The 19,440-nt window shown below is 65.0% G+C and carries 23 protein-coding genes; 5 read left to right on the forward strand and 18 right to left on the reverse strand.

From position 1 onward, the window contains the following. Positions 1 to 200: 200 nt before the first annotated feature. On the forward strand, positions 201 to 476 hold the full coding sequence (locus tag QX094_RS02740) for a hypothetical protein (protein ID WP_315713008.1): 276 nt from the start codon (positions 201 to 203) through the stop codon (positions 474 to 476). 50 nt (positions 477 to 526) lie between these two features. Here QX094_RS02740 and QX094_RS02745 read toward each other — a convergent pair whose 3' ends face one another. Continuing rightward, positions 527 to 1,501, reverse strand: coding sequence for a quinone oxidoreductase (locus tag QX094_RS02745; RefSeq protein WP_315752890.1), 975 nt, complete (start codon positions 1,499 to 1,501; stop codon positions 527 to 529). 211 nt (positions 1,502 to 1,712) lie between these two features. Here QX094_RS02745 and QX094_RS02750 point away from each other — a divergent pair, with 211 nt between their 5' ends. The 3 genes from QX094_RS02750 (at position 1,713) to QX094_RS02760 (ending at position 3,987) form a co-directional block, all read left to right on the forward strand. Further along, positions 1,713 to 1,973 carry a hypothetical protein gene (locus QX094_RS02750; protein ID WP_315825146.1) on the forward strand — a complete coding sequence of 87 codons (261 nt, stop codon included), beginning with the start codon at positions 1,713 to 1,715 and terminating at the stop codon, positions 1,971 to 1,973. A 177-nt stretch (positions 1,974 to 2,150) separates the two neighbouring features. After that, the gene (locus tag QX094_RS02755; protein ID WP_315713012.1) at positions 2,151 to 2,474 is read left to right on the forward strand and encodes a multidrug efflux SMR transporter; all 324 of its coding nucleotides are present in this window, start codon (positions 2,151 to 2,153) and stop codon (positions 2,472 to 2,474) included. Positions 2,475 to 3,765: 1,291 nt separating this feature from the next. Further along, positions 3,766 to 3,987 carry a hypothetical protein gene (locus QX094_RS02760; RefSeq protein WP_315713638.1) on the forward strand — a complete coding sequence of 74 codons (222 nt, stop codon included), beginning with the start codon at positions 3,766 to 3,768 and terminating at the stop codon, positions 3,985 to 3,987. Between the two features lie 47 nt (positions 3,988 to 4,034). On the opposite strand, the gene QX094_RS02765 is transcribed toward QX094_RS02760, so the two are convergent. From QX094_RS02765 to phnG, 9 genes are read right to left on the reverse strand one after another with little or no spacing between them, the layout of a single operon-like run. Beyond that, the gene (locus tag QX094_RS02765; protein ID WP_315713014.1) at positions 4,035 to 4,646 is read right to left on the reverse strand and encodes a pyridoxamine 5'-phosphate oxidase family protein; all 612 of its coding nucleotides are present in this window, start codon (positions 4,644 to 4,646) and stop codon (positions 4,035 to 4,037) included. Further along, positions 4,624 to 5,265: a phosphonate metabolism protein/1,5-bisphosphokinase (PRPP-forming) PhnN gene (gene phnN / locus QX094_RS02770; RefSeq protein ID WP_315825147.1), complete on the reverse strand. Its 642-nt coding sequence runs from the start codon at positions 5,263 to 5,265 to the stop codon at positions 4,624 to 4,626. Before phnN ends, QX094_RS02765 begins: the two co-directional genes overlap by 23 nt. After that, on the reverse strand, positions 5,262 to 6,419 hold the full coding sequence (locus tag QX094_RS02775; protein ID WP_316166107.1) for an alpha-D-ribose 1-methylphosphonate 5-triphosphate diphosphatase: 1,158 nt from the start codon (positions 6,417 to 6,419) through the stop codon (positions 5,262 to 5,264). Before QX094_RS02775 ends, phnN begins: the two co-directional genes overlap by 4 nt. A gap of 15 nt (positions 6,420 to 6,434) precedes the next feature. Continuing rightward, a complete protein-coding gene (gene phnL / locus QX094_RS02780; protein ID WP_316166106.1) occupies positions 6,435 to 7,133 on the reverse strand; it encodes a phosphonate C-P lyase system protein PhnL in 699 nt (232 codons plus the stop codon). A gap of 19 nt (positions 7,134 to 7,152) precedes the next feature. Next, entirely contained in the window at positions 7,153 to 7,947 is a 795-nt protein-coding gene (gene phnK / locus QX094_RS02785) for a phosphonate C-P lyase system protein PhnK (RefSeq protein ID WP_315810527.1), read from the reverse strand. Further along, positions 7,940 to 8,824 carry an alpha-D-ribose 1-methylphosphonate 5-phosphate C-P-lyase PhnJ gene (locus tag QX094_RS02790; protein WP_316166105.1) on the reverse strand — a complete coding sequence of 295 codons (885 nt, stop codon included), beginning with the start codon at positions 8,822 to 8,824 and terminating at the stop codon, positions 7,940 to 7,942. The genes phnK and QX094_RS02790 overlap by 8 nt, the downstream gene beginning before the upstream one ends. Then, positions 8,821 to 9,924: a carbon-phosphorus lyase complex subunit PhnI gene (locus QX094_RS02795; protein ID WP_316166104.1), complete on the reverse strand. Its 1,104-nt coding sequence runs from the start codon at positions 9,922 to 9,924 to the stop codon at positions 8,821 to 8,823. Before QX094_RS02795 ends, QX094_RS02790 begins: the two co-directional genes overlap by 4 nt. Before the next feature lie 3 nt (positions 9,925 to 9,927). After that, a complete protein-coding gene (gene phnH, locus QX094_RS02800; protein WP_316166103.1) occupies positions 9,928 to 10,539 on the reverse strand; it encodes a phosphonate C-P lyase system protein PhnH in 612 nt (203 codons plus the stop codon). Continuing rightward, positions 10,539 to 10,994 carry a phosphonate C-P lyase system protein PhnG gene (phnG, locus tag QX094_RS02805; RefSeq protein ID WP_316166194.1) on the reverse strand — a complete coding sequence of 152 codons (456 nt, stop codon included), beginning with the start codon at positions 10,992 to 10,994 and terminating at the stop codon, positions 10,539 to 10,541. Before phnG ends, phnH begins: the two co-directional genes overlap by 1 nt. 119 nt (positions 10,995 to 11,113) lie before the next feature. Between phnG and phnF the strand changes: the two genes are divergently transcribed. After that, a complete protein-coding gene (gene phnF / locus QX094_RS02810) occupies positions 11,114 to 11,839 on the forward strand; it encodes a phosphonate metabolism transcriptional regulator PhnF (RefSeq protein WP_315752880.1) in 726 nt (241 codons plus the stop codon). Positions 11,840 to 11,874: 35 nt separating this feature from the next. Here phnF and QX094_RS02815 read toward each other — a convergent pair whose 3' ends face one another. The 8 genes from QX094_RS02815 to phnD all read right to left on the reverse strand — a co-directional run bounded on the left by QX094_RS02815 (position 11,875) and on the right by phnD (position 19,365). After that, positions 11,875 to 12,717 carry a phosphodiesterase gene (locus tag QX094_RS02815; RefSeq protein ID WP_316166101.1) on the reverse strand — a complete coding sequence of 281 codons (843 nt, stop codon included), beginning with the start codon at positions 12,715 to 12,717 and terminating at the stop codon, positions 11,875 to 11,877. Positions 12,718 to 12,724: 7 nt separating this feature from the next. Then, the gene (locus tag QX094_RS02820; protein WP_316166100.1) at positions 12,725 to 13,777 is read right to left on the reverse strand and encodes an ABC transporter ATP-binding protein; all 1,053 of its coding nucleotides are present in this window, start codon (positions 13,775 to 13,777) and stop codon (positions 12,725 to 12,727) included. Between the two features lie 5 nt (positions 13,778 to 13,782). Continuing rightward, on the reverse strand, positions 13,783 to 14,568 hold the full coding sequence (locus QX094_RS02825; RefSeq protein WP_316166099.1) for an ABC transporter permease: 786 nt from the start codon (positions 14,566 to 14,568) through the stop codon (positions 13,783 to 13,785). A gap of 4 nt (positions 14,569 to 14,572) precedes the next feature. Then, positions 14,573 to 15,388, reverse strand: a complete 816-nt coding sequence (locus tag QX094_RS02830) for an ABC transporter permease (protein WP_316166098.1) — start codon at positions 15,386 to 15,388, stop codon at positions 14,573 to 14,575. Between the two features lie 52 nt (positions 15,389 to 15,440). Next, positions 15,441 to 16,448, reverse strand: a complete 1,008-nt coding sequence (locus tag QX094_RS02835) for an ABC transporter substrate-binding protein (protein ID WP_315752875.1) — start codon at positions 16,446 to 16,448, stop codon at positions 15,441 to 15,443. 159 nt (positions 16,449 to 16,607) lie between these two features. Beyond that, positions 16,608 to 17,456: a phosphonate ABC transporter, permease protein PhnE gene (phnE, locus tag QX094_RS02840; RefSeq protein WP_315713042.1), complete on the reverse strand. Its 849-nt coding sequence runs from the start codon at positions 17,454 to 17,456 to the stop codon at positions 16,608 to 16,610. Then, the gene (gene phnE, locus QX094_RS02845) at positions 17,453 to 18,337 is read right to left on the reverse strand and encodes a phosphonate ABC transporter, permease protein PhnE (protein ID WP_316166097.1); all 885 of its coding nucleotides are present in this window, start codon (positions 18,335 to 18,337) and stop codon (positions 17,453 to 17,455) included. The genes phnE (QX094_RS02840) and phnE (QX094_RS02845) overlap by 4 nt, the downstream gene beginning before the upstream one ends. Positions 18,338 to 18,432: 95 nt before the next feature. Further along, positions 18,433 to 19,365 (reverse strand): phosphonate ABC transporter substrate-binding protein, encoded by a 933-nt coding sequence (phnD, locus tag QX094_RS02850; protein WP_315713046.1) that lies wholly within the window; start codon positions 19,363 to 19,365, stop codon positions 18,433 to 18,435. Positions 19,366 to 19,440 lie beyond the last annotated feature (75 nt).

Below are 19,440 nucleotides of genomic sequence, written 5' to 3' on the forward strand. Positions count from 1 at the left end.
TCATGGCGTGCGGGAACATGCTTCCGCACGCCACGTCACATCGCCTGGACTATTTCTGCGGCTGATTCCGGTGTGGTCATGGCCGCGCAGGCTGGGGATGGAGTCGGTGAGGCGAGGATGGACCGAATCAGCCTTGACAAAATTCTGATTTAAAGAAATAATGGAGCGATCACAGTCAGCCGAAGGCGAACCGGCGCTCCATGCAGTATTTCGTCGTGATGATCGACTACGGCCGGCGCGGACGCGAGGCCGTGGTCGATCCCGAGATGACCCGGCGCGACGTCGTTGCGCGCATCGCGTCGGGGGAATATTCGAACGTCAGCTTCATCCACGAGATCGTCGACCGGTCGGTTGCGGACGTCACGGCCGATATCATGTCCGAAGCCGCCCTGCCCGAGATCGATGGGCGGGACGCCGACCTGCAGGCCGCCCGGTCCGATCACCTCCGCGACCTGCGCAAGCACGAGCGGGTTTGACCCGGCTGCGCCGGCCCTATCGGGATCTCGCGACCGGAGGACGCGCCAGATCAGACCAGAAAGACCGTCGAGCCGGTCGTCTTGCGTGCCGCGAGATCGGCGTGAGCCCGGGCCGCCTCCTTGAGCGGATAGGTCTGGTTGACCTCGATCTTTACCGCGCCAGATTTGACCACGTCGAACAGCTCGTTGGCCATCGCGACCAGACTCTCGCGCTTGGCGGCGTAGGTGAACAGCGTCGGCCGGGTCACGAATAGCGATCCCTTCTGGGCGAGCAGCCCGAGATTGAGCGGATCGACCGTGCCGGAGGACTGGCCGAACAGCACCGCGTAGCCGAGCGGCGCGAGGCAATCGAGCGATTTCAGGAACGTGTCCTTGCCGACGGAATCATAGACCACGGGCACCTTCTTGCCGCCGGTGATCTCGCCGACGCGCGCGACGAAGTCCTCCCGCGTATAGATGATGGTGTGCTCGCAGCCGTGGGCCTTGGCCAGCTGCGCCTTGTCATCGCTGGATACGGTGCCGATGACGTGAACGCCGAGATGCTTGGCCCACTGGCTGAGGATGAGGCCGACGCCGCCGGCGGCGGCATGCAGCAGGATGGTCTCGCCCGCCTTGACGCGGTAGGTCTGCCGGATCAGGTACTGGGCGGTCAGGCCCTTGAGCATCATGGCAGCGGCGGTCTTGTCGTCGATCTCGTCGGGCAGTTTCAACAGCAGCGCGGCCGGCATCAGCCGCGCCTCTGAATAGGCGCCGAGCGGCGACGAGCCGTAGGCGACCCGGTCGCCCACCTTCAGGTCCGTCACCCCTTCGCCCAGTTCCTCGATCACACCCGCGCCCTCGCTGCCCAGTCCGCTCGGAAGCTGGACCGGATAGAGCCCGGAACGATTGTAGATGTCGATGAAGTTGAGCCCGACCGCCGTGTGGCGGATACGCGCCTCGCCGGGGCCGGGCTTGCCGACCTCGATCTGCTCCCAAGCGAGAACCTCGGGACCGCCGGTCTTGTGGAAACGAATGGCGTTCGTCATGGGTTATCCTCCCTGTCGGATCGCGCGACGCTGCGCCGCTCGGCCGCGCGCCGGCCCCCCTTGCGGGCCGTTCGAGCTTTGTTTTTCCGCGACCGAACCTCGGTCATCCGTAGCCGCTGTCGGCTCGGTTTGGCAATCGGCTTTGCCAGCCGGCACAGGAACAACGTTCACCGTTCCAGCGTTCATCGGCCATAGCGTGGAGTCCGAGCCCATGCCGCCCAAACGACGCAGCGCAGTAGTCAATCCGGCCATGCTGATCGAGCTGGCCTGCCACACCTTGATGGGCATCGCCATGGGGCTCGGCTTCGCCTTCGGGCTGACCCAACTGGATGCGTTCGGCATCTCGACCCTGATCGCCCACAGTGTCGATCCGCACGCGACGCTCGTGATCTTCGTCGGTGTATTGACGCTGTCCTTTGCTGTCGGCGCAACGCTGACAGGATTCGTATTCACGATGATGGAGGAGAGATAGACCCGACGCGCGCCCAGCTTGTCATATGCGCGTCGCGCAAACCATGCAGATGGACGGCAGGTTCGACCGGCGCGGAGATGACGAAATGGCCGGACTGCTCGGTGCAAGCGATCCGCGGCTTCGCGAGGCCCGCCTCGGATCTGTGGGCGATGTTACACCGTTGGGCGCGCGGCCCTCATGAACGGCTGGCTAGCTCTGTTCGCGGCCGGAGCTCTCGAGATCATCTGGGCGCTTGGCCTGAAGCATTCCGACGGCCTGACGCGCTTCTGGCCCAGCGTCGCCACCGTGATCGCCATTCTGCTCAGCTTCGCGATGATGTCGCTCGCGCTGCGCTCACTGCCGTTTGGCACCGCCTATGCGGTATGGACCGGGATCGGCGCGGCCGGGAGCATCCTCGCCGGCATGATCCTCTACAGCGAGCCGGCGGACCCGACACGGCTGATCTGCCTCACGCTGATCATCACCGGCATGATCGGGTTGAAGCTGAACTCGCCGGTCTGACACCATCGACGACCTCCGGCAGGAGCGCGACAGCTCGACGCTGCCGAACACGACCAGGGCGAGCACAAACGGCAACAGGTGATAGAGCGCGCGGAAGATCAGCAGCGCCGCCAGCAGGCGCTCCTGGTCAACGCCGCCCAGGCCCAGCAGGATCGTTGCGTCGAACAGGCCGATGCCGGCTGGGGCATGGCTGGCAAATCCAAGCAAGGTCGCGGCAATGAAGACCGCCATCAGCCGCGCGAGGTCGATGCCGAGTTCCGGCGGCATGAGGACGTACATTGCCAGCGCCGCGGCGCTGAGCTCGAACAGGCCGACCACGATCTGCAGCAGCACGGCGGGCCCGGACGGCAGTCGAACGGGCCAGCGCGCACTTCGCCGCCCGGGCCAGCTCCACACGACGAAGGCGGCAACGGCGCAAAGCAGTGCCGCGGCAACGAGACGGTTGATCGCCGGCGGCCAATATTCCATCCATCCGAAGGCATCCGGATCGATCATCAAGCTCAGGCCGAGCGCGGTGAGATTTCCGAGCCAGAAGGTCAGGCCGGTCAGGAAGCTGATATTGGCAATGTCGATCGCACCGAGCCGGTACGGCGCGTAGATCCGATATCGCACCAGCGGCGAGACCAGCGCGACCGCACCGATGCCGTGCGCGATCGGGTAGCTCGTGAAGCTGCCGAGCGCGGCGGCGCGATAGGGAATGTCCCGGCGGCCGATCGTCCGCAACGCGAACAGGTCGTAGAGCGTGAGGCTGGCGTAGGAGAGGACGATGAACGCCAGCGCCATCGCGATCAGATGAAGGTCCGTGGCCTCGACGATCGACAGAACATGAGCAAGGTCGAGCTTCTTGACGGCGCGTGCCAGGACATACACGGCCGCAGCTGCAATCGAGAGGCTCAAGGCCAGTCCGCCCAGACTGCGCAACCAGATTCTGCGGTTCGATCGCAGCGGCGGAACGTCGGTCAGGTCAGCCATTCAACGTGTTTCGCTTCAAACATGCGCCGGCCGATTCGAGCAGGACGATGGCGCCGTTTGACACACCGATGTGACAGCGGCGTTACCGTTGTGCGCTGCCCACATGGCTTAATTATCTGTTAACGACGGACGATCGTTCACCGCTACCAACACGGCGAGCTGCAATGCAGCACCACATTCGCGATCATTCAAATTTGAATTAATCGCGGGCGGGTTCGAGCGTAATGACGTGGACCGTATCAGTACGGATGCATGAAGGTCGCATCTTCGTCACGCGGACTTTCTAAGACGAGTGCCGGACGTCAACATTCGAGGCAGCATGAACGCGGAATTCGAACACGAACTCACGCCGGACCAATGGGAGACGCTGAAGGCGCTTCGCATTCCCGCGCGTGAACGCCGCAGGCTGAACGGCATGATTGTCGACGAGCTCACTGCATTTGGACTCGCCTCCATCGACAATGGCGCGGCAACACTCACAATGGCCGGCCGCAAGGTGCTCGTCAGGGGATCCTCACGCCTGCTCGATGTCGCAGCCTGATCTTTAGGAGCGCGGCCTCCCCTTTTTTGAAGAGCCGCGCTCCGAATTCACCACATCGATTTCCGCGCACGCTCGGGCCACTCGCGATCGTACGCCGCGCCGTCGATGTCGTTGGCCGTCATCGCCGCAAGGATCTGTCCCGGCGTAGGCAGTTGCTGCGGGTCGACCCGCTTGTCCGGGTTCCAGAGATCGGCACGAACGATCGCGCGCGCACATTGGAAGTAGATCTCTTCCACCGTCATGACCAGGACGGAGCGCGGCAGCTTGCCTTCCATCCGGAACGACTCCAACAGATCGGGAGCGGTCGACAGGTGACCGTGCCCGTTCACACGCAGCGTGTTGCCAGATCCCGGAATCAGGAACAGCAGCGCGATCCGCGGATCGCGCACGACGTTGCGCAAGGAATCCACGCGATTGTTGCCGCGGCGATCCGGCATCATCAGCGTCTTGTCGTCATGGATGCGGATGAAGCCGGGAAGATCGCCGCGCGGCGAACAGTCGAGACCTTCGGGACCACACGTCGCCAGCGCCACGAAAGGCGACTTCTCGATCATGATCCGGTAGTGCGGCGTCACGCGATCAGCCACCTTCGCCGTCGATGCCAGCCCCGTCTCGCCATAGATCGCCTCGAGCTGCTCAATCGTGGTGATGATCGACATGGCCGCTTCCTCCCTCGGATCCGATCGGTTCTGCGTCGATCGGTCGCTTGATGATGTCCGCCAGCCTGTGACCGTGCGGCTCGGGATCGCCGACATTGACGATCGTGACGTCCGCCGCGGTGTCTTCGCTCACCGCCCGGTGAAGACGCTCACCGATATCGCCGTCACTCGGACGGTGCCGCTTGCCGAGCCGTTCGGCGAGAACATCCGCCGGCGCAGTGATGGCGACGACGATGACGTCGGCATAGTCCCGGCGCGCGGCGGGAATGATCGTTCGCGAGACGTTCACGACCACGATGCGGCCGGCCAGGATGTCATTCTTGATCGCGCGCGGCACGCCGTAGTCGTGTCCGTGGGCCTCCCAATGCAGCGCGAACTCACCGGCGCTGAGCGCCTCACGAAAAGCGGACGCGCTCATCTCGAGATTATCCTCGAAAGCCGAGGCCTCGCGCGTGACGATCCGCCGCGGAAAAACGATCCGGTCGTCGCCAGCGCATTCGCGGCGCGCCACATTGAGCAAGGTGTCCTTGCCCGCGCCGCTCGGCCCGACCACCAGGATCAGGCGGCCGGGACCGAGCTTCGCGGGCGTCTTCGCCGATGCAACCTCGGTTTCGCTCATGCCACCCGCTGTCCTTCCCGCCAGACGCTGCGCACGACCGACAACTGGCCCGCGACATGGACGCGGATCAGGTCCGCACGCTTGCCCACCGCGATCTCGCCGCGATCATGCAGGCCGACGGCGTCCGCAGGGGCCTTGGTGACGGTGCGGACGGCCGCCGCAAGACCGATGGACGGCACCCGCTGCGGCAATTGCAGCGCGCCCATCAGCAGGCTCGACGGGACGTAGTCCGACGACAGAATGTCGAGCAGGCCCTCGTGCGCCAGGTCCACGGCGGCGATATTGCCGGAGTGAGACCCGCCGCGCACCACGTTCGGAGCGCCCATCAGAATGCTGATGCCCGCCTGGTGAAGGCCCCGCGCGGCTTCCATCGTGGTTGGAAACTCCGCGACTGCGATGCCGTCCTTGATTGCATCGGCGACGTTCTCCTCCGTCGTGTCATCGTGACTGGCCAGGGGCACGTCATGGGTCTTCGCCAGTGCAACGATGTCGCGCATGTTCGGCGCCGCATAGGCCTGCTGATAGGCGAAGCGGCGTGCGAACATCACGTCGAGCTCCGCATCGGTCTTGCCGCCGCTCTTGCCGCGATAGTAGTCGCGCAGCTTGCCTTCGTCGCGAAACTGGCGCTGCCCGGGCGTATGATCCATCAGCGACATCAGCCGCACATCCGGACGCCCCGCCAGTTGCCGCGCCTCCTCGACCACGGTCGGCATCGGCACCTCGCAGCGCAGATGCAGGAAGTGATCGGACCGCAGCAGCCCGCCGTCGCGCGCCGTCGCGATCGCTTCCGCGAGCACATTGGCCTGGCCGTCGACGCCCTCGGCGCCCTCCTCGCTCCACACCCGCAGCGAATCCAGCACCGTCGTGATGCCCGCGGTCGCAAGTTGCCCGTCATAGGAAATGACCGCAGCAACGGGATCCCAATAGACCTTGGGGCGGGGCACGAAATGCGCCTCGAGGTGATCGGTGTGCAGTTCGACCAACCCGGGCATCAGCAGGTCGCCGCCGGCATCCAGGCTGCCGGCCGGCGCCGCCCCCTCGCCCAGTTCCGCGATCCGGCCTCCGGCGATCGCCACCCAGCCCTGCTCGACGACCCGGTCGGCGAGGACCAGCCTGGCATTGCCTATCACGAGATCGGACATGTTCGCGCTCATCTGCAATTTGTCCCTTTACGCCGCCGCGGCGAATGTCATGACGTCGACCATGCGATCCGCAATCTGCGCACGGATATCGTCATCATGCACGATCGCGAGCATCGCCACCCCGTCCTTCTTCTTCGCCGCAATCAGGTCGACCACGACCGCACGGTTCGCCGCATCGAGCGACGCGGTCGGCTCATCGAGCAGCAGCACCGGGACATCGGAGATGAAGCCGCGAGCGATGTTGACCCGCTGCTGCTCGCCGCCCGAGAAGGTCGATGGCGGCAGCGACCACAGCCGCTCGGGAATGTTCAGCCGCCGCAGCAGTCCCCCCGCCCGCACCCTCGCATCGTCGCGCGGCAGGCCGGCCGCGAGCAGCGGCTCGGCAACGACATCGAGCGCAGGGACGCGCGGCACCGCGCGCAGGAACTGACTGACATAACCGATGGTCTGCCGCCTCGCATGGAGGACAAGGCGCGGCTCGGCGCCGGCGAGATCGGTCATCTCGCCGAGGTGCCGGACGCCGATGCGTCCGCCATCGCAACGGTAGTTGCCGAAGATCATCTTCAGGATCGACGACTTGCCGGCACCCGACGGTCCCGACAACACGACGCATTCGCCGGCCTTGACCTGGAACGACACGCCGCGCACCACGGGCAGCGATATGCCGCCCTGCAGATGCATGGTGAAGGTCTTCTCTGCATTCTCGACATCGATCATCACGGTCATCGCATTGGGCCCAATTGCATCATGGCGGCAGGATCGAGGACACGAGGAGCTGTGTGTACGGCTCGCGCGGATCGTCGAGCACCTGGTCGGTGAGGCCGGTCTCGATCACCCGCCCCTCCTTCATGACCATCACACGATGAGACAGCAACCGCGCCACGGCCAGATCGTGGGTCACGACGATGGCGGCGAGGCCGAGCTCGTTGACGAGGCTGCGCATCAGATCGAGCAGGCGCGCCTGCACGGACACGTCGAGTCCTCCGGTCGGCTCATCCATGAACACGAGCCTGGGCTCGGTCACGAGATTGCGCGCGATCTGCAGCCTCTGCCGCATGCCGCCGGAATAGGTCCGCGGCGCATCGTCGATGCGGGCAACGTCGATCTCCACGCGCGCGAGCCAGGACGAGGCGGTCTGCCTGATCCGACCGTAGTGATTCCAGCCGACCGCCATCAGCCGCTCGCCGACATTGGCGCCGGCGGAGACCGCCATGCGCAGGCCTTGCGTCGGGTCCTGATGGACATAGCCCCAATCGGTGCGGAACAGAAAACGGCGCTCCGCCTCGCCAAGGCCGGCAAGATCGCGCAGCACCCCGTCCCGCATCCGATAGGACACGCGGCCCAACGTCGGCGCCAGTTGCGCCGACAGCATCTGCAGGAGTGTCGATTTGCCCGAGCCGGACTCGCCGACGATGGCGAGCACCTCGCCGGGATAGAGCACGAAGGAGACGTCGCGGCAGGCTGCCAACCGGCCGTAGCTCTTCGCAAGCCCTTCCGCGACGAGCAGCGGCTGATCGGATGCGCTGATCATCTCAGCCATGGGCGCTCTCCTTGTGCGGGGCGGCGCTCTGCTCGCCACGATGTCCGGACGCCTGGCGGCCCTCGCAGTAATCGGTGTCGGAGCAGACGAACATGCGGCTGCCCTTGTCGTCGGTCACGATCTCGTCCAGGTAGGAATCCTCCGCGCCGCACAGCGCGCAGGGGGCATCGAACTTGTAGCGCGTGAACGGATGGTCCTCGAAATCCAGCGAGACGACCGGCGTATAGGGCGGAATGGCATAGATTCGCTTCTCGCGTCCCGCACCGAACAATTGCAGCGCCGGGCAATTGTCCATCTTGGGATTGTCGAACTTCGGCGTCGGCGACGGATCCATCACGTAGCGCGCATTGACCTTGACCGGATAGGCGTAGGACGTCGCGATGTGGCCGAAGCGTGCGATGTCCTCATAGAGCTTGACGTGCATCAGGCCATATTCGGCCAGCGCATGCATGCGGCGGGTCTCGGTCTCGCGCGGCTCGAGAAAGCGCAGCGGCTCCGGGATCGGCACCTGATAGACCAGCACCTGCCCCTCGTGAAGCGGCGCCTCGGGAATGCGATGCCGGGTCTGGATCACGCTCGCCTCTTCCGTCGACGTCGTGGTCGCGACGCCCGCGGTCTTGGCGAAGAATTTGCGGATCGAGATCGCATTTGTCGTATCGTCCGATCCCTGATCGATGACCTTGAGCACGTCGTCGGGACCGAGAATGGCGGCGGTGACCTGCACACCGCCGGTGCCCCAGCCATAGGGCATCGGCATCTCGCGGCTCGCGAACGGCACCTGATAGCCGGGAATCGCGATCGCCTTCAGGATGGCGCGACGGATCATCCGCTTGGTCTGCTCGTCGAGATAGGCGAAATTGTAGGTCGGCGCGCTCATTCCGCAGCTTCCTTCAATTCGGGAACGGCATTGGCCTCGGCGAATTCCTGGCGCAGCTTGCGCAGCAGGCCGAGCTCGGACTGGAAGTCGACATAGTGCGGCAGCTTCAGATGCTCGACGAACCCGGTCGCCTGCACGTTGTCGGAGTGCGACATCACGAACTCCTCATCCTGCGCCGGCGCGACCGTATCCTCGCCCAGCTCGCGTGCCCGCAAGGCGCGGTCGACCAGCGCCATCGACATCGTCTTGCGCTCGCTCTGCCCGAAGGCGAGACCGTAACCGCGCGTGAAGCACGGCGGCTCGGTTGCCGATCCCTTGAACTGGTTCACCATCTGGCATTCGGTCAGCTCGATCGATCCGAGCGGCACCGCGAACCCGACCTCCTCGGCCACGAACTCGACCTCGACTTCGCCGAAGCGGATTTCGCCGGCAAAGGGATGGTTGCGGCCGTAGCCGCGCTGGGTCGAGTAGCCGAGCGCGAGCAGAAAGCCCTCATCACCGCGTGCGAGATTCTGCAACCGCAGATCACGATCGGCGGGAAAGCCTAGGGGATCGCGGGTGAGATCGCCGACCGGCGCGCCAACATCGGCTTGCGGCGACGGCTCGATCAGCCCGTCCTGGCCGAGAATATCGGTGACACGTGGCGTCGGCGCATTCGGCGCCTCGGCACGGGCCGGCGGCTCCGGCTCGGCGGCGGCCGCCAACTGCGGATCGAGCAGCCGATGCGTATAGTCGAAGGTCGGCCCGAGCACCTGGCCGCCCGGAATGTCCTTGAAGGTCGACGAGACGCGCCGCTGCACCCGCATCGCACCGGTGTCGACCGGCTCGGTCGCACCGAAGCGCGGCAGGGTCGCGCGGAAGGCACGCACCAGGAAGATCGCCTCGATCAGATCACCGCGTGCCTGCTTGATTGCGAGCGACGCGAGCTCGCGGTCGTACAGCGAGCCCTCGGCCATCACGCGATCGACGGCAAGCCCCAACTGCTCGGAGATCTGCGCCAGCGAAAGTTCGGGCACATCGCGATCACCCCGGCGTTCATGCGCCAGCAGCCGGTGCGCGTTCTCGATGGCGCGCTCGCCACCCTTGACGGCAACATACATGCCTCACTCTCCTGCGGAAACGAGTCGGGTCGTTCGCGAGATGGCGACGATGGACGAGCCATCGACCAGCACCACATCGACACCACGCGGAAACAGCTTCTCATTGATCGACAGCCGCTCGAACAGATCGGCGGGCGCGACCGTTGCACGGAACGATGTCGCCCCGTCGATGCCTGGACCGCGCAGCTTGAACGCCGGCCCCTCGGACAAGCTCGGCACCTGCAGGATCAGCGTCGTCGAGCGATCAGGGTATTCAGCACTGCCGAGCGCGAATGAATTCAGATCAGGCAGCGCTTCGGGGTCCGCCGCCACCGCAAAGCAGGCGAGCGCGGCATCGGCGACGATCGGCGCCCCGGTGTGAAACTTGAGCCAGGCGCCGACCTCGGGCGTGCCGGCGAGCGGCGCATCGAGCCAGATCGGCGTATCGTGATCGAACAAGGTCAACGCGATCGCGGCAGCACCAGGCATCAACGACGACGGCCGGCCGACATCGCCCTCGACCTGCCGCACATTGCCCGGACGCGCCATGGCCTCCATGACGGTACGGAAGGTCGATTGCGCGGACAGGACATTGTCGGCGAAACCAGGCTGCAGATCGGAAGCGGCAGCAGCCATCAGCCTTCTCCTCGCACCATCGTATAGAAATCGACACGCGTGGCCGCAGCCTCCTCCGCTCGATGCTCCCGCGATGCGCGCATCAGCTCCTGCAGCGGCGCGACCACCTGAGTCTCGATCGATCGCGCATGGCTCGACGACTGGATCATCGCGTCACACAGCGCCATCAGACGCGCCTTGCCGGCGTCTCGTCCGAGCACATAGCCGAACCCGACCTCGCCGCTCTCCAGCCGTACCGCGGCGCGCGACACCGTCGCTTCGCCGACATTGAACGGCGCACCATCACCGCCGATCCGGCCCCGCAGCATCACGAGACCATTCTCCGCCGGACGCAGGTCGCGATACTCAGGCAGCGCCAGTCCGTCGAGCCTGGCGCGGATGTCCGCATGCGAGGCATGCGCCAATACCCGCATCGCCGTCCTGCGCCGGTCCTGCATCGCGGTCTCGCCTTCCATCTTCACCCCGAACTTGCTATCGCGAAGTTGTCTATGTTAATAGACAACTTCGTAACGAAGCGCCATGACTGTTTGATGACATGGGCGTGATTTTCAGGTCGTGCAGCGGAGAACCGCAGATGAGCATGCAGGGCGCCGACTCGGGCGTGGCACTGTGGCGCCGGGTGGCCGACGGCATCGAGCGCGACATCGCCGACGGCCGCTTCGCGGCCGGCACCCGCCTGCCCGGCGAGACCGAGATCGCCGAAACCTACCGCGTCAACCGTCATACGGTGCGTCGCGCGCTCGCGACCTTGGCCGAGCGCGGCCTCGTGCGCGCCGAGCGCGGCAGCGGCACTTATGTCGAAGCGCCTCGTCTGTCATATCCCCTGAGATCGCGAACCAGGTTCTCCGAGATCGTGGGCGCCGGCGGGCGCGAGCCGCGCGGACAGTTGATCGCAGCGTCCGAAGAGTCGGCGACGCGCGAACTCGCGCACGCGCTCCGACTGAAGACGGGGGCGCCGCTGGTCCGAATCGAGGCACTGCGTCTTGCCGACAAGACCCCCATCTGCGTCAGCACGTCCTGGCTGTCGTCCGAGCGATTTCCCGAGGCCGGCCACATCTTCGCATCGCTCCGCTCGATGACGGCGCTGCTTGCGCATTACGGCATTCGCGACTATCGCCGCGGCGCGACCAGGATCACGGCGGCCATCGCCGACGCGAGCGACGCCGCACGGCTCGACCTCGCGCTGGGCCGTCCGGTGCTGGTGGTCGACAGCACCGACATCGATGCCGATGGGACGCCGCTGGTCAGCAAGCGCTCGCGCTTCGCGGCGGAGCGCGTGACGTTCGAGGTCGAGAGCTAGACCAGACCCCGCCGCCTCGCTTCGTTCTTGCGCCCTCAGTCGATGAGCGTGCCGTCCTGATTGAAGAACGGATGCGGCCCGTCGAAATCCCCGATCGGCACCTGATGCGTGACGACCGTTCCAAATCCCGGTCCTGGAAACCAGGCATGAAGGTGAAAGGCCGGTGGCTCGATCCGGAAGGATGGCGGACGAAGCTCGGCCAGGTCGAGCGCGACGGCATGGTTCGGTGCCGGGCAGATCGTGCAGGGGATGCCCGCAAACCGGGTCAGCGTCGCGCGATGAACGTGACCGCACCCGATCAGTTGCACCCGCGGATGGCGCGTGAGGACGGCCGCGAGATCGTCGGCGTTGCGCAGGTTCTGCCGGTCCATGTGCCAGATGCCAGTGGCGAACGGCGGGTGGTGCAGAAACAGCAGGGCCGGCCTTTCGCTGGATCCGGACAGCGCGGCGTCGAGCCATTGCAGACTCGCTTCATCGAGCTCGCCATGCGGATGGCCGGGCACGCTGGAATCGAGCAGAAGCAGATCGAGATCGGCCAACTCTACGCACCGGTTCAGCGGACTGGTGGGTTGACCATGCAGAGCGCCCGGAAACGCCGCGCGCATCAGCTCGCGTGAATCGTGATTGCCGGGCACGGCGACGAATGGAGTTTCGAGCTCGGCGAGAAGATCCTTGAGATGATCGTACTCGGCCGGCGACGGCGTATCGACGAGATCGCCCGAGATCACCACCAGATCGAGCTTCGGCTCGAACCGGTTGAGCTCCGTGATGCAACGGGTCAACGCGCGCGCCGTATCGACGCGGCGGTAGGCGAGCCGGCCGGGCGCCTTGATGTGCAGGTCGGATATCTGGGCGATGACGACGGGGCTCTTGGTCATCAGCAGATCAGCCTTTCTCCGGCAACAGCCGAATGGAGTCCGTTGCAATCCGCAGGCCGATCCGCTCTCCCGCAGCGACCCTGATCGAATTCGGCGCGTCCACGGTCAGTGCAATTGAGGCGGCGTCGCGGACGATGATCCGCTGCCGGTCGCCGACAAAGCGGACGCTGTCGACGACGCCAGTCAGACTCGATGCCGCGGCATCGACGATCCCGATCGTTTCCGGCCGAACCATCGCCACCGCCAGGTTACGTGGACCGGGATCGGCGATCGGCTGCCGACCTCCCGGCAGAACGAGCTGGGCTCCGTCGATCGGCGCCTCGATGATGTTGGCCGCGCCGACGAACTCCGCGACGAATCGATCGGCGGGCGAGAAATAGATCTCGCGCGGCGTCCCGATCTGCGCGATGGCGCCCTTGCGCATCACGACGATGCGGTCGCCGAGCTCCATGGCTTCGGCCTGGTCATGCGTGACGTAGATCGCCGTGATGCCGAGCGTGCGCAACAAGCCGTTGAGCTCGCCGCGCAGGCGCTCTCGCAAGGCCGCATCGAGCGCGGTGAGCGGCTCGTCGAGCAGCAGCACGCTCGGCCGTATCGCGACCGCGCGCGCCAGCGCGACGCGCTGGCGCTGGCCGCCCGAGAGCTGATCGATTCGCCGATCTTCGAGGCCGGCGAGGTTGGTCAACGTGACCAGCTCTGCGACCCGCGCGGCGCGCTCCGGCTTGGGCACGCCGCGGATCTTGAGCCCGTAGCCGATATTGTCCGCGACGGTCATGTTGGGGAACAGCGCGTAGGATTGAAACACCATGCCGACATTGCGCTTCTCGATCGGCTGCCTCGTCAGATCCTTGCCGCCGAACAGCACGCGCCCGCCCGCATCGGGTGTTTCGAGCCCGGCCACGATCCGCAGCAGCGTGGTCTTGCCGCAGCCGGACGGCCCCAAAAGCACCAGCGTCTCGCTCTGCGCGATGTCGAGCGTGGCGCGCGCAAGCGCGCAGGTCCCATCGGCAAAGGTCTTGCCGCAATTCTCCACCTTGAGGGCGGCTCCATGCCGGGTCATCGTGCTCACCTCAGGCTTCCTCTCTCGCCGATCCATTGCATGGCCACCAGCAGCGGGATGATCATGACGAAGAAGATCAGCGTGTAGGCGGACGCGACCTCGAGCCGCATCGATGCGTAGCTATCGGCAAGGCCGACCGGCAGTGTCTTGGTCAGCGGCGTATGCAACATCCAGGTCAGGTTGAATTCTCCGAGGGATAGCGTCACCACCATGAGGCTGCCCGCCAGGATCCCCGGCGCGGCATTAGGAACGATGACATCGATGAAGCGGCGCCATGGCGCGGCTCCGACCGATGCGGCACCTTCGTCGAGCGACTTCACGTCGATCGTCGAGAACACCGCCATGACGGACCGCACCATGAATGGCATCGTAAAGTTCACATGGCCGGCGAGGATGAACAGCCATGAGCGGCGGAAGCTTCCCGCCCCGCCATAGGTGAGCAACAGCGCGAGCGCGATGGCGAGCCCGGGAATCGCGAGCGGCAAGGTGATGATTTCCTCGACCAGCCGCGCCAGCCGTCCGCCGCGAACGTACAGCGCATAGGCAGCGGGAACACCGACCACGAGCGTGACCGCCAGCGTGCCCAGCGCGATCAGGATCGATGCCATGATCGTGCCCGCGTAGAGCTCCCAGACCTGGGCCACCCACTGCAGCGTCACGCCGGACTGAATGCCGCGGAAGTAGTTGACGGTCACGCCCGCGGCGATCGAAAGGCCGGCCGGCACGGCCAGGAAGGCGGCGACCAGCAGTGTGAACAGCAGTTGAAGGATGAAGATGGCCCTGTCGCGCACGTGCCTACCCTGCCGCTGCCACCGAGCTGCCGGCGAAGGAGCGCGCCAATGCGAGCATCAGCCAGGTCATCAGGCCAAGGCCGACCGAGAGCGCCGCCGAGGTGGCCAGGTTTCCGGCCAGCGTGAATTCCGTGTAGATCAGCATGGGCAACACGTCGATGTTCGTGGCCAAGGTGAATGCCGTTCCGAACGCGCCCATCGCCGTCGCGAACGCGATCGCGCCGGATGCGATCAGCGCCGGCGTCAGGGCCGGCAGGATCACGTCGCGCAGCACGGCCCAGGGGCCGGCACCGAGCGAGCGCGCGGCCTCCTCCAGCCCCGGGTCCAGCTTCTGCGCGGCAGCCATGATCGTGAGGATCACCCGCGGAATCGAGAAATAGAGATAGCCGAGGAACAGCCCGTAGATCGAATAGGCGAATACGAGCTTGTCGCCGGTGAGCCGGGACGAGACCTCGCCGATCAGCCCCTGACGGCCAGCCAGAAGGATGATCATGAAGCCGACCACAACGCCCGGAAAAGCGAGCGGAAACGTCAGGATCGCAACCAGGATCGCGCGGCCCGGAAACCGGTGACGCTGCAGAAACAGGCCGGCGATCGTCGCGATGATCAGGGTCGCGATCGTGGTGGCCGCCGCCAGCGCCAGCGTGTTGAGGAGAGTCGTGCGGTAGCGCGGTTCGAGAATGATCGCGAGATATTCGGTCAGACCGTGCGGTCCCTCAGCGCCGGTCGCGAGCAGCCTCGCCATCGGCAACAGGAAGAATGCCGCGGTGACGGCTGCCAGGGGCAGCAGGCAGAGCCGGACGAAGGATTTGTGCGACATGTGATCAAGTGCACCTCCGCCGGATCGTCTCCGGCGGAGGCGCGGTGCTCCTTCAGCGGACTTCGGACAGATAGCGATCGACGAAGCCCTTCTGCGCAGCTTCCATATCGCCCCAGTTCACGCTCTTGGCGCGGGCGTAGTCGCTGTCCGGCAGGAACTTGTTCTTCACCGAGTCCGGCAGCTCGATCGGGCGCGCCGGACGCAGATAGGCATTGGTCCAGATCGCCTGGCCCTTGTCGGAGAGCAGATAGTCGATCACCTTCTTCGCCTTGTCCTTGTCGGGCGCGTTCTTCACAAGGCCGACGACATAGGGAAAGACCACCGAGCCTTCGCAGGGAATCACGAACTCGAAATTGCCCTTCTCGGTATATTTCGCGCGGTAGGCGTTGAAGTCGTAGTCGAACAAGATCGGGATCTCGCCCGAGACGACACGCGCATAGGACGTCTGCTTCGGCACGATCGGATCGTTCTTGCGCAGATCCTTGAAGAACGTAAGGGCTGGCTCGAAATTGGCCTGCGAACCGCCGAGCGCGAGGTTGACGGCAACCGCGCCGACATAGCCGACGGCCGCAGAGCTCGGATCGAGGTAGCCCACCATGCCCTTGTAGTCGGGTTTGAGCAGGTCCTTCCAGCAGGCCGGAACGGGCTTGCCGCCGAGCGCGTCCTTGTTCACGAACAGACCGAGCGTGCCGGAGTGGATCGTGGTCCAGTAGCCGTCCGCATCCTTCAGGCCGGCGGGGACCTGATCCCAGTTTGCGGGCTTGTAGGCCTCCAGCGCGTCCTGCGTCTTCGCCTTCATGCCGAAGGTGACGCCGAAATAGCCGATGTCGCCGACCGGATTGCTCTTCTCGGCGAGGATCTGCGCCAGCGCCTGGCCGGAGTTCTTGTTGTCGTGTGGAATGTCGTAGCCGAGATCGGTCTTGATCGCCTTGAGCATCGAGGCCCAGTCGGCCCATTCCGGCGGGCAGTTGTAGCAGATGACGTCCGCGGCTTTGGCCGGCTGCCATGATGCGGCAACACATAGCGCGAGCAGCGCGAGAACGAGGCGAGTAAGCTTCATGAAGACGGACTCCGTATGTCCTGGCATGGCAGCCAGTTCCGGAGCTTCCCCTAAAGGCGGCACATGAAGGATTTGCGACAGTCGGTGCAGCACACACAGCCGGCACTGCATCCTGATCGTTCGTAGGCGAACGATCGCAACCTTCGGATGCCGCGTTGTTCAAGCAATGGCGCGGCGGCCGATGATCGCAAAGCGCAGCTTGCCTGAGATCCAGTCGATCACAGCCACCGCCACGAGGATCATCAGGATCAGGAACGACACCTTCTGCCATTCCAGCACGCGGATCTGCTCCGCCAGCTGCAGCCCGATGCCTCCCGCGCCGACGATGCCGATGATCGTCGCCGAGCGCGTGTTGGATTCGATGAAGTAGAGCACCTGGCCGGCAATCACGGGAAGAACCTGCGGCAGAAGGCCGAAGCGGATCTCATGCAGCGGGCTGCCGCCGGCAGCGCGAACGCCCTCGACCTGCCGCCGGTCGGCGCTCTCCATCGCCTCCGAGAACAGCTTGCCGAGCGCTCCGAAATCCGAGACCGCAATCGCCAGCACTCCGGCGAACGGCCCGAGGCCGACGACATTGATCCAGACCAGCGCCCAGATCAGTGTGTCGACGCCACGAATGGTGTCGAACAGGCGACGCACCGGAAAACGGAAGATCGCCGACGGGATGATATTCCTGGCTGCAAGCAGGCTGACCGGAAGAGCGAACACGGCCGCCAAGGTGGTGCCGAGCACCGCGATCGAGAGCGTCTCGCCGAGCGCCTTGAGATAAATCGGAAGCGATGAGCCGGGATCCGGCGGCAGCATCATCCGCGCGATCCAGCCGAGCTGGCCGAGGCCGGACAGCATCCGCGACGGCGAGAAGTCGAGATCGACCAGACCGAAGACGAAGATCGCCACGGCCAACGCCAGCACGAGCGGCGTTGCAAGGCGTGCGGACAACGGCCGATTGAAGATCTGCGGATAGCGCTCGGCGAGCTGCTTCGGGTCGGGTGAGCCGGAGATACTCATGTGCGGGCCTCCGAGCCGAACAGGCGGCCGCGCAGCCAGCCGGTACCGATGTCGATCAGGAACACGGTGACCACGATCATGACAAGAATGGCGCTGACGTCGGAATAGTAGAACTTGCGGATCGCGACCACGAGCTCCTGGCCGATGCCGCCGGCACCGACGAAGCCCATCACGGACGCCTCGCGCACGTTGATCTCGAACCGCAGCAGCGTGTAGCTGGAGAAGCCGGCGATGACCTGAGGCAGCACGGCAAAGCGCATGCAGGACAGCCAGCTCGCGCCGGTGGCGCGCACGCCCTCGACCGGCTTCATGTCGGCGTTTTCGACGACCTCGGAGAACAGCTTGCCGAGCGCACCGCTCGAATGAAGGGCGATGGCGAGGACGCCCGGGATCGGCCCAAGCCCGAAAGCAATGACGAAGATCAGGGCGAACACGACGCTCGGAACGGTGCGGGCGAATTCCAGGAGCCGGCGCACCGTGAAGCGGATCCACGGCGCGGGCGAGGTGTTCTCGGCGGCGAAGAAGTTGAGACCGAATGCGACGAGCATTCCGGCCATCGTGCCGACGTAGCTGATCAGCAGCGTCTCTGCCAACAGCTTGAGCCACTTCCTGAAGCCCCAGAACCATTCGGGCAGATTGGTCCAGACCCGCTGCCCGTCGTCGAGCGTGAAGATGCGATCGAAGTAGCTGATGAAGTTGCCGAAGTAGGTATAGAACGTCCGCGGATTGACCTCGGCACCGATGGCCGCGGCGAAGAGCACCGCCAGGAATACCATGGCGGACAGGGCAAGACGCAAACGGCGGCGCGAAACGGCCCGCCGATAGGTCTCGTTCAGAGCCGCAAGCTGCTGGCTCGGAAGGATCGAAACGGCAACAGCCATCGGCTTCGTGCTGCTCTTGGTTCGGACGTGCGAGGGATTCTTCAACGGACGAGCCGGGCCCCACGAGACCCGGCTCACCATCGATGGATCGTCGATCAGGACGCCTTCTTGCGCAGGCTGTCGACGAATTTGATCAGGTCGATCGTGCCATCCCAGTCCTTCGTCGTGGCAGGGTGGAAGCCCTTCTTCTGGCCGTCGGAGAGACGGTCGAAGGCGGCCTTGTCCTTGATCGGCGCATCGAAGAAGGCCTTGGCGATCGCCGATTTCAGATCGGCCGGCAGGTCGGTGTTGTAGGCGTAGGGGCCGTTGATGATCGGCGCCGACTTGTGAATGATGCGGAAGTCGTCCTTCTTCATCGGCGAACCGTCAGCGTTCTTCAGCATGCCCTTGGTCAGCATCTGCGCCAGCGTCGAGTCGTTGTCGCTCGTCCATTGGTTGGCCGCGATGTCGACAGTCCCCTGCGACAGGGCCAGCACCGCGTTCTCGTGGCTGCCGGTGAAGACAACCTTGCCAAAATACGTCTCGGCGTCGGTCACGCCCATCTTGTTGAGCTCGAAGCGGGGCACGTTGTTGCCCGACGTTGAGTTCGGATCGACGAGGCCGAGATTCTTGCCCTTGAGGTCTTCGACCTTCCGGTACGGGCTGCTCGCCTTGACGAAGAACACCGAATAGTAGCCGGTGCTGCCGTCGGAGTTGATGTCGTTGGCGAAGGCATCGGTCTTGACCCCGGTGAGCCGGGCGCGGGCGAACGAGGCCGAACCGTAGCTCGCGATGTGGATGTTGCCGGCGCGCTGGCCTTCGATCACGGCCGCATAATCGTTGGCGATGCGCAGCGTCACCTTCACGCCCAGCTCTTTCGAGAGATAGTTCACGAAAGGCGTCCAGCGCTCGGTGACACCCGAGGCGTTCTCTGCCGGGACCACGGCGAAGGTCAGCTCAGGATACTTCGCCTTCCAGTCCTCGGCTGACGCCGAGGCCGTGAAAGCCAGCGCAGCGACGCCCGCCAGAACGATGCGACGATTGATCATAACATGCCCTCTTGTTGCAGTAAGTAACAGGTCTCGCCCCCGCGCCATGCGGAAGCTCGAGCTTGCAGAAATCCG

Source organism: Bradyrhizobium sp. SZCCHNS1050 (assembly GCF_032484785.1).
Classification (GTDB): Bacteria; Pseudomonadota; Alphaproteobacteria; order Rhizobiales; family Xanthobacteraceae; genus Bradyrhizobium.

Bases quoted from the DNA above. Each gene is read 5' to 3' on its own strand.
- QX094_RS02820 (WP_316166100.1), bottom strand. From the start codon at position 13,777: ATGACCCGGCATGGAGCCGCCCTCAAGGTGGAGAATTGCGGCAAGACC.
- phnN (WP_315825147.1), bottom strand. From the start codon at position 5,265: ATGAGCGAAACCGAGGTTGCATCGGCGAAGACGCCCGCGAAGCTCGGT.
- QX094_RS02815 (WP_316166101.1), bottom strand. From the start codon at position 12,717: ATGACCAAGAGCCCCGTCGTCATCGCCCAGATATCCGACCTGCACATC.
- QX094_RS02830 (WP_316166098.1), bottom strand. From the start codon at position 15,388: ATGTCGCACAAATCCTTCGTCCGGCTCTGCCTGCTGCCCCTGGCAGCC.
- QX094_RS02790 (WP_316166105.1), bottom strand. From the start codon at position 8,824: ATGAGCGCGCCGACCTACAATTTCGCCTATCTCGACGAGCAGACCAAG.
- QX094_RS02835 (WP_315752875.1), bottom strand. From the start codon at position 16,448: ATGAAGCTTACTCGCCTCGTTCTCGCGCTGCTCGCGCTATGTGTTGCC.
- QX094_RS02745 (WP_315752890.1), bottom strand. From the start codon at position 1,501: ATGACGAACGCCATTCGTTTCCACAAGACCGGCGGTCCCGAGGTTCTC.
- QX094_RS02775 (WP_316166107.1), bottom strand. From the start codon at position 6,419: ATGAGCGCGAACATGTCCGATCTCGTGATAGGCAATGCCAGGCTGGTC.
- QX094_RS02755 (WP_315713012.1), top strand. From the start codon at position 2,151: ATGAACGGCTGGCTAGCTCTGTTCGCGGCCGGAGCTCTCGAGATCATC.
- phnE (WP_316166097.1), bottom strand. From the start codon at position 18,337: ATGGCTGTTGCCGTTTCGATCCTTCCGAGCCAGCAGCTTGCGGCTCTG.
- phnL (WP_316166106.1), bottom strand. From the start codon at position 7,133: ATGACCGTGATGATCGATGTCGAGAATGCAGAGAAGACCTTCACCATG.
- phnH (WP_316166103.1), bottom strand. From the start codon at position 10,539: ATGGCTGCTGCCGCTTCCGATCTGCAGCCTGGTTTCGCCGACAATGTC.
- QX094_RS02750 (WP_315825146.1), top strand. From the start codon at position 1,713: ATGCCGCCCAAACGACGCAGCGCAGTAGTCAATCCGGCCATGCTGATC.
- phnK (WP_315810527.1), bottom strand. From the start codon at position 7,947: ATGGCTGAGATGATCAGCGCATCCGATCAGCCGCTGCTCGTCGCGGAA.
- QX094_RS02765 (WP_315713014.1), bottom strand. From the start codon at position 4,646: ATGTCGATCATCACCACGATTGAGCAGCTCGAGGCGATCTATGGCGAG.
- phnD (WP_315713046.1), bottom strand. From the start codon at position 19,365: ATGATCAATCGTCGCATCGTTCTGGCGGGCGTCGCTGCGCTGGCTTTC.
- phnE (WP_315713042.1), bottom strand. From the start codon at position 17,456: ATGAGTATCTCCGGCTCACCCGACCCGAAGCAGCTCGCCGAGCGCTAT.
- phnF (WP_315752880.1), top strand. From the start codon at position 11,114: ATGAGCATGCAGGGCGCCGACTCGGGCGTGGCACTGTGGCGCCGGGTG.
- QX094_RS02740 (WP_315713008.1), top strand. From the start codon at position 201: ATGCAGTATTTCGTCGTGATGATCGACTACGGCCGGCGCGGACGCGAG.
- QX094_RS02795 (WP_316166104.1), bottom strand. From the start codon at position 9,924: ATGTATGTTGCCGTCAAGGGTGGCGAGCGCGCCATCGAGAACGCGCAC.
- phnG (WP_316166194.1), bottom strand. From the start codon at position 10,994: ATGGAAGGCGAGACCGCGATGCAGGACCGGCGCAGGACGGCGATGCGG.
- QX094_RS02760 (WP_315713638.1), top strand. From the start codon at position 3,766: ATGAACGCGGAATTCGAACACGAACTCACGCCGGACCAATGGGAGACG.